Source organism: Planomonospora corallina (assembly GCF_042650625.1).
Lineage (GTDB): Bacteria > Actinomycetota > Actinomycetes > Streptosporangiales > Streptosporangiaceae > Planomonospora_B > Planomonospora_B corallina.
This window is the reverse complement of the sequence record NZ_JBHSBM010000029.1, coordinates 1-7,813: the sequence shown is the minus strand read 5'-3', so window position 1 is coordinate 7,813 and position 7,813 is coordinate 1. Positions and strand designations below refer to the sequence as shown.

Sequence of the window (7,813 nt, the reverse complement as noted above, 5' to 3'; positions counted from 1 at the left end):
TCACGGCCTCGTCGACGCGTCAACCGCCGATCACGAGCCGATCCCGGCCGACAGTCGCCCCTACTGTGTGGAGACAGCGGGCGACAGCCAAGCCGGGATGGCGGTTACCGCAATAGTCGCCGGGTCTTGGACCGCCCTATCCAGGCAGCCGAGACCGGCCGGGCTCAGTCCAGTGTGCGCCGCCCGTCGACGAGCGGGAGCGTCACCGAGCTGTCGTCCGGCCTGACCTCGACGCGGGTCCCGGCGGGCAGGCGGAGGGTGAAGTCCCGGTCGGTGGACAGCAGCACGACGCCGATCCGGTGGCCGGCCTTGAAGACGTGGTCGCCCGGCTGCAGGTCGAAGACGAAGTCGTGGAAGCGTCCCTCGCGCAGCAGCTCGGTCCGGGCGGCCGAGTGCCGGTTGCGGACGTCGAGCCAGCCCCTGGTGACGATCTTGAAGGGGGCGGTGACGGGGACGTGCTCGGCCAGCCGGGCGCAGCCGGTGTCGCCGGGCACGCCCTGGCCGTAGCAGACCGGGGTGGCTCCGTAGGCGACCCGCCCGTGGGCGCGGGCGTCGGTGCCGTAGTCGACCAGCAGCGCCGTCAGGTACGGCGAGCGCCCGGCGGAGAAGGCCGCCCTGACCTTGACCTGCGGCGTGCCGGACAGGCGCACGTCCTGGGCCAGCGGCTGCGACAGGTAGGCCAGCCGGTTCGGGTCGGCGATCGTCTCGTTCTCGGCGAGCTGCTCGGCCGTGCGCGCGGGAGCGTCGATGAAGGCCTCCGTGGACTTCGCCGGCTTCGCGCCGTGGCCGTGGCGCGGGCTCAGCGTTCCGGTGCTCTCGCCGGAGCCCGCGGTCAGGGCGAGGCGCACGTCGCGGGTGCCGGGCAGCGGCCAGGCGGCGTGCCGCTCCCACTGGCCGGGGCCGTGCTCCACGTCGGCCTGCGGCTCGTCCATGACGCCGTTGGGCAGGCCGTACAGGTGGTGGTCGAACCAGCGGTGCAGCTGGCGCAGCCACTCGGCGTTGCGGGAGGCGAAGTTGAACGGGTTGAAGTGCGCGCCCTGGTGGAGCCAGATCTTGCGCGGCACGCCCCGCTCCGCCAGTGCCTCCCACCACTGGACGGCCTGCCCGGTCTTGACGTTCCAGTCGTTGAGGCCGTGCACCAGGAACACCGCGGCCCGCACCTTGCGCACGTCCTTCAGATAGTCGCGCTCGTGCCAGAAACGCGAGTAGTCGCCGGTGACCCGGTCCTGGTCGCGCCCGATCGCGTCCATCAGCGCGCCGCAGACCTGCTGCCCGTCCTGCCTGGTCAGCACGTAGCGGGCGAGCACGTCGGCGTCCTCGCCCTGGTAGCCGCCGGGGGCGACGACGCCGCCGTTCGCGCGGTAGTAGTCGTACCAGGAGGAGATCGCCGCGATCGGCACGATGGTCTTCAGACCCTCGACGCCGGTCGCCGCGACGGCGTTGGGCAGGGTGCCGTTGTAGGAGACGCCGATCATGCCGACGTTCCCGGTGGACCAGTCGGCCCGCACCTCGTTCCCATCCGCGTCATAACCCTTCGCCCGGCCGTTCAGCCAGTCGATGACGGCCTTCGGCCCGGCGGTCTCGTTGGGCAGGCCGGTGGTCGGGCAGCCGGTGGACCGGCCCGAGCCCAGGCTCTCCACCAGCGCGACCGCGTACCCGCGCGGCACGAAAAAATTATCGTAATAGCCCGGGAAGGGAGGAGCCGTGATGGAGCGGGCACCAGGCTGCTCGGCATCGCCGAACATCTGCTCGCGCAGGTCGCGGAACTTGTTGCGGCGGTACTCCATGCCGGCCGGGTCGGAGCCGTCGAGGTCGACGACGTGGTTGGCCACGTCGTTGCCGCCCGCGTAGTAGGGGCTGGCCTCCATGATGACCGGCACCTTCAGTCCGGCGGCGGTCGCCGCCGGGCGCATGATGTCCACGGCGACCCGGTCGGGGTGGCCGTCTGCGTCGCTGTCGGTCCCGGCGACCTCCACGAACACGGTCTCGGTCAGGGCGTCGGCGCGCGAGTGGACGGGCTGGGTCTCGTTGTTCTCGATCGGGGCGGGCGCCGGCGGAGACGCCGGCGGGGGCGGGGCCTGGGGTTCGGCCGCCGCCGGCGGAGCGCCGAGGGGTACGGCCAGCGCCAGGGTGAGCAGGATCGTCTTCCAGCGGTTCATCGAGGGGGGCTCCCTGGTGGGGTCGATGAAGATTGACAACTTGTGTCAATGTCCGCCCTCGCGATCTTCCCTGGCAAGATCAGGGATGTAACGAATCAGGGCGTTCCGGGGCCGTGCCGGTCACAGCGCAGCGCCTTCCGACACGGCGGGCCGCTTGCACGGCGGGCGCCGTACCGCTCTGCTGAAGGGCCCCGCACTTCCTCCTGGGACGGGTCCCGCATGCGTGCCGGCGGCTACCTGCGTTCCTTGGTCTCGAGCTCGGTCGATGCTTCTTCCAGCGGGTCGCTGGCGGTCGGTCCCGGACGGTGCGAGGTGATCGTCTCCATGCTGGAGGACGGCCCTCCGCGCTCAGTGCGCCGGCCTGGCCCCGTGTCCCTCGGCGATTCGATCGATGTGCGCTGCGAACTCGAGATCCTTCGCTGTCAGCCGGTGTCCGGCGTCGTGCGTGGTGATCGCATTCCTTCTTGTCCTAGGGACTGACGCGGGTCACCAGGCCGGGGGCGACGTAGAAGGAGGCCGGAGCCAGTGGCCACGGCCACGCGCGCAGCGGCACTCGGCACAGCGCGCCGGCGAGTGCTGCCGGTACCTGCTCGGGTGAAGCGCGGTGCGGGGCGCTCGTTATGGCCTAGGACAGCGAGAACACCGGAGTTTCCCTGTATCCGGCCAGGTAGGAACGACCGATGACCATTCCCTGGGTCAGGCGACCTTCATCGGGGTTCAGCCGAAGTCGAAGGTCGCCACCACCGGCGCGTGGTCGGACTCGGGGTACTTGCGGTCGACGGCGAAGGCGGCCGACTCGTCGTGCAGCAGCTCGTTGTGGATCTCCGAACCTTGGTAGAAGGCCAGCAGGTTGCGGGTGATGAGCATGTGGTCGAGCATGTTGCCGCGGCCTTGGTGGAACAGGGTGTAGCGGGCTGGGGCGGCGATGGTGTGCTCGATCGGCACCAGTACTCGGCCGGCCAGGTCGCCGTTGCCGGTGTCCTCGACGTCGCCGCGGATCGCCGTGATCGGTACCTCGTCGGGTTCGGCGTTGAAGTCGCCGCCGACCACGATGCGGGCCTCTGGGTCGGCGTCGAGGATCTCATCGACCAGACGGCGCACCTCCAGTGCCTGGCTCATGCGTTTCATCGAGGAGATGAACGCGCCTTCGGCGGCGGCGTCGGCGCTGCGCCAGGTGTGGGCGTCGATCTTCTGGCCGGGGATGTCGGTGGGCAGCTTGGACTTCAGGTGCACGTTGACCACATGCAGTGCCCGGCCGCCGACGGGGCCGAGCTCGACGTGCAGGATGGGCCGCTCGACGGTGATGTCGATGGCGGTCGTGTCGGGCGGGATCGCGGTCAGGCGCTTGTAGCTGGGGGTGGCCACCAGGTCGTTGCGTAGCTGCCGGTGCGAGCGTACGGGCAGGTGGGTGGCCACGACCAGGTTGCGCTCGTTGTAGACGCCGCCGTCGGCGGGCCGGGTGCTGATGAGGGTGGCGCCCTGCAGCGGGGTGTCGGCCAGCAGCTCTCGCAGGGCCAGCAGCTCCCGCGGCCGGCCAGGCCGCTCTTGGCCGTTGACCTCCTGGAACAGGGCCACATCGGCGCGCAGGCGCAGGATCTGCGGCCGCATCAAGGCGATGCGCTCTGCCAGGGAGGGCCGCTGGTCGGGTGCGGTCTCGTCGAAGTTCTCCAGGTTGAACGTGGCGATCCGGAACGCTGTCATGCGCCGCCTGCCTTCTGTCGGCCGGGTGCCGTCACCGGGCACGGTAGCCGACCGGCGGGCGGGAAATCCTGGTTACGGCCTGCGCCGGGCGGTCGGGTCGCGGCTCTCCTGCTAGGGAGCCGCGTGGTGCGCGGCCGGAGGTCCCAGCGCGGCCAAGGCGTCCTCCCCGCAGTCGTGAGGGTGGGCCGACTCGTGTCTCTCCCTGCGGGCAAACTGGCTGCTGCCTGGTCACAGCGAAGGAAGCAGGAACGCCGGATGACGGTCCCGGCGTCTAGATCACTTGCCCGCCGCCAATGGAACGGTGGCGTAGGTCTCCCACTCGTACATGTGCCGGTCGCGGTTCAGCACGATCAGTTCGGCGCTGCGGATCTGGGCCAGCGCGGGAGCGGCGTCTACCGCGTCCAGGGCCGCCGCGACCGGCGCGGCGGGCCCGGTGGCGTTGCTGTAGGCGATCGTTACATGTGGGGCAAAGCCCTCGGCCTGCTCGGGGACCTGTTGCCAGACCTCGCCGATCGCCTCGCGGATCGCGGAGCGTACGGCGGCCGCCGGGGCGGCGGGGGTTCCTTCCCAGCGGATCGCCTCGGGGGTGATCTGCGGCCGGTCGAGCGTCAGCTCGAATGCGGGGATGGAGGCCAGGCGGGTGGTGGCGGCGGCGACGATCGCCCGCACGTCGTCCTCCGGCACCTCGTCGACGAACCCGAGTCCTTGCATGGTCAGGTGCAGCCACTGGTCCGGAACCAGGTCCAGCCCGTCTACGCCCTTCAGGCCTTGGCGGTACTGCTCGGCGATTCGGTGCACGTCCGGTGCGTCGGTGAAGGTCATGTGCCAGGTGTAGAAGCGGCGCCCCTGGCTCCAGCCGGGCCGCCACCACCAGTGATCCGCCATCCGCTGTTCATCGCTCATGCGCTCATCCCATCAAATCGCTTCTTCTCCCCGCGAGAGGGCAAGTACCCGCGGGGCTGACTCCAGGCACCACTCCTGGATCGCCGCCTGCAGACCGACCGCCGGTGTGCTGTCGGCCATGGAGGAGCGAGCCAGGGCAGCGCCCAGTTCCTGGACCCGGCGGGTCACCGGCTCCAGTCGTTGCTGCGGGGGCAGCGCGAGGACCGGGCGGAGTGCCTCGGCCGCGCCGTCCGGCTGCCGGAGCGTCAGGTGCGCGGCCGCCTGGACGATGCGGACCTGCGCGGTGGTGCCGTAGGCGCGCGGTTCCCGGCGGGCGAACGCCGCTTCGGCTTCGCGCAGTGCTTCGTCCGGCGAGCCGATGCGTAGCAGCACCGCTGAGGCGTAGTTCGCGCGGCGGAACTCTGTGCAGGTGAAGATCCCGCCGACCTCGTCGGTGCCGGCCGCATGATCGCGGGCGTCGGCGGCGCGCAGGACCGCGGTACGCGCTTCCTCGGCGGCGCCCAGCAGGGACCAGGCGTCCGCTTCTTGGGAGGCGAGCATCACCTCCGCGCTGCCCTGGGGGGCGTAGGTGGCGCCGCGGCGGGCGTAGGTGATGGCTTCGCGCAGCCGCCCGTCCCACATGGCGATCTTGCTTCGGGTGGACAGCACCCATGCTCGCAGTTCGTTGTGCCCGGCGAGTTCCGCGCACAGCCAGGCGGTACGGCCTTGGGTGTCGGCGCCCTGCATCTGGCCCAGGTCGGAGCTGATCCACGCCAGCAGCGCGCACAGGTATCCGGCCGCGGCGTACAGCTCGGTGGCCTGCCGCGGGTACTGGTGTCCCTCCAGCAGAGCGAACACTTGGTCGCGGAGGCGACGGGCCTGGCCGAACACCGTCAGCGGGTCCTCGCTGAGGTAGGCGGTGGCCAGCGTGCGGGTATCAGCGAGCATCTGTTCCAGCGCGAAGTCACCGACGTTGGTGGTTTCGGCCCAGGCCGCCCATGCGGCGGACTCCGCCGCCGCTGTACGCACCAGCTCGGCCCCGGCCGGCGGCACGGTCTCCGGTTCGATCTCGGCTGGGGCGGGTCGAGGTTCGGCGGGCGGCTCGGGCCGCTGCAGAAGAAGGAGTTCCTCGGCCGGGAACGCCTGCCGGTCCTCTAAATCCAGCAGGTCCTCGACCGCGCACCCGTAGATGCCGGCCAGCAGGGTGAGCACTCGCAGCGTGGGCCGGCGCCCGGCCCGGTCCGGCCACCGCTCCCATTTGCCGACTAGGGAAGCGTCACAGGCCAGTGCACCACCGGGGTGGGCGACGGCGGCCACATCCAGCCGGTCGGCGACTTGTTGGAGGGTCCATCCGTGGGCGTGGCGCCACGCCTCCCGGGGCCGCATTCGCCAACGGGCCCGCATCTCGATGACGATCTCGGCCAGGCTGCATCCGGTTTGCCGCATCTCCTCACGCAGGGCTTCGCGCTCGGCCTTGGAGCCGGGCTTGGCACGTGGTGGCATCGGCCGCTCCCTGTAGCGGTGGCGTCTGGCATCACGGTAGCCGGATGCCGCCCGCTGTCACCGGACCCGCTGAGGATGGATTGTCCAAACTGGGCCCGGCGGCGCATTGTTTCCGCAGGTGAGAGGGTCGGGCTGTGTCCAAAAGATATGGACACTACCGTCCGTGACGTTGAGTAGTTGAGCTGGAACCGTAGGAGTATCCCGCTCACGCACTTCCGATCCCGAGGAAGTCCTCACGATGACCCGCGACTCCGGCCTTCAACGGTCCCCACGCCCCAGCCCGTACGTATCCGACCACGGCATGTACATGCCGCTGGGCAGCGCCGACAGCGGCGCCACGGCCGTGTGGGTGGGCGACGGCGGCGTGGTCCTCTACGGGCCGGACGGGGCGCAGTCCGCGACGTTCATCGGGAGAGGCGGCCATGGTGCCTGAACTGAACACCACCCCCGTTGCGGCCGAGCAGTTGGCTGAGGAAGTCACCGCCATCCTGGAACACCGGTACGGCGTCCGCGCGGACGTTCACCCGCTGCGATCCGGTGATGCGCTGATCTCGGTCTTCGCCGGGCTCGTCGCCCGATCCACCGGTCAAAGCATCCGCTGGACCGTCCCGCCTGCGGTCATCGGAGACCGGAGCAAGCCGCTGGTCACGATCGCGTGGACGGCGGCGGGCGCCGCTGCACGACTCGCCGGCCACCTCGCGGTCATGCAGCGGAAGACCGTCGAGAGCATCCGCAACGGAACCGCCGGAACGATCACCGACTCCTATCTGGAAGCCCTGACCAATGATGCTGCGCCCGAGTGACGTGCCCGAGAACCTGCCCCCGGTCGAAAAGACGCCGACCGGCGTCGGCCTCGCACCTGCCGAGGGAGTGTGGAAGCCTCCGCCCTATCTCCTGCTCGGGGCGATGCCCGGCCTCGCCGCCGTCTACGTCCCGGACGGCCGCGGATGATCACGCGGCGAGAGTTCTTCAGCAGCTTGCTCCCCGGCCGTGCGCGCGCCGCGCGGCGTGAGCCTGCGCTGCTCCTGCTCGCCACCCGGTGGAAGCTGCACCGCGAGGACATGGACAAGGCCGCGCGGACCGGCTCGGCGTGCCGCATCCGACCGGACCCGCCTGGGACACGGTCCTCGGCCCCTCATGAGCTGGCGCGGCAGCACGGGAGAAACCACTCGCCTCCCGTGCTGCCGCGTCCACCAACTCCCTTGCGGGACCGGGAACCCGCAAGGGACTAACGCGGCCAGGTGCCATCGAGGCGCGGACCCGTCCTGGCCGCCCGCGGCGCCCCCAGGGTCTCCGGTCCTTCCCCGGGGGCGCCGCACGGAACGGCACCACCGCACGACATCCAGCGGCCAGACGGTCGAACGTGTGAAGGAGGTTCCATGTCCCCCACCGCGATCCAGCTCACGCCTGAGAAGCTGACCAACCTCCGCGTTCTCATCTCCACGGAGCTGTTCGGACGGCTCACCGCCCGCCTCTCCGCATCCCCGATGTCCTCGCCGAACGCATCATGGACTAGGAGACTGCTGAAGATGTAGGGGTCTGACCTCGCCGCCAACAGCGGCGGGGTC

At 70.6% G+C, this 7,813-nt stretch carries 6 protein-coding genes; 2 read left to right on the top strand and 4 right to left on the bottom strand.

From position 1 onward, the window contains the following. Positions 1–164: 164 nt before the first annotated feature. The 4 genes from ACFOWE_RS24375 to ACFOWE_RS24360 all read right to left on the bottom strand — a co-directional run bounded on the left by ACFOWE_RS24375 (position 165) and on the right by ACFOWE_RS24360 (position 6,245). Positions 165–2,159: a Xaa-Pro dipeptidyl-peptidase gene (locus ACFOWE_RS24375; protein ID WP_377291645.1), complete on the bottom strand. Its 1,995-nt coding sequence runs from the start codon at positions 2,157–2,159 to the stop codon at positions 165–167. A 717-nt stretch (positions 2,160–2,876) separates the two neighbouring features. After that, positions 2,877–3,860, bottom strand: a complete 984-nt coding sequence (locus ACFOWE_RS24370; RefSeq protein WP_377291643.1) for an endonuclease/exonuclease/phosphatase family protein — start codon at positions 3,858–3,860, stop codon at positions 2,877–2,879. Between the two features lie 276 nt (positions 3,861–4,136). Beyond that, positions 4,137–4,763 carry a 2'-5' RNA ligase family protein gene (locus ACFOWE_RS24365; protein WP_377291641.1) on the bottom strand — a complete coding sequence of 209 codons (627 nt, stop codon included), beginning with the start codon at positions 4,761–4,763 and terminating at the stop codon, positions 4,137–4,139. Between the two features lie 12 nt (positions 4,764–4,775). After that, positions 4,776–6,245: a helix-turn-helix transcriptional regulator gene (locus ACFOWE_RS24360; protein WP_377291639.1), complete on the bottom strand. Its 1,470-nt coding sequence runs from the start codon at positions 6,243–6,245 to the stop codon at positions 4,776–4,778. A 301-nt stretch (positions 6,246–6,546) separates the two neighbouring features. Here ACFOWE_RS24360 and ACFOWE_RS24355 point away from each other — a divergent pair, with 301 nt between their 5' ends. Next, positions 6,547–6,678, top strand: a complete 132-nt coding sequence (locus tag ACFOWE_RS24355) for a hypothetical protein (RefSeq protein ID WP_377291637.1) — start codon at positions 6,547–6,549, stop codon at positions 6,676–6,678. Then, positions 6,668–7,048, top strand: a complete 381-nt coding sequence (locus ACFOWE_RS24350; protein WP_377291635.1) for a hypothetical protein — start codon at positions 6,668–6,670, stop codon at positions 7,046–7,048. The genes ACFOWE_RS24355 and ACFOWE_RS24350 overlap by 11 nt, the downstream gene beginning before the upstream one ends. Positions 7,049–7,813: the final 765 nt, after the last annotated feature.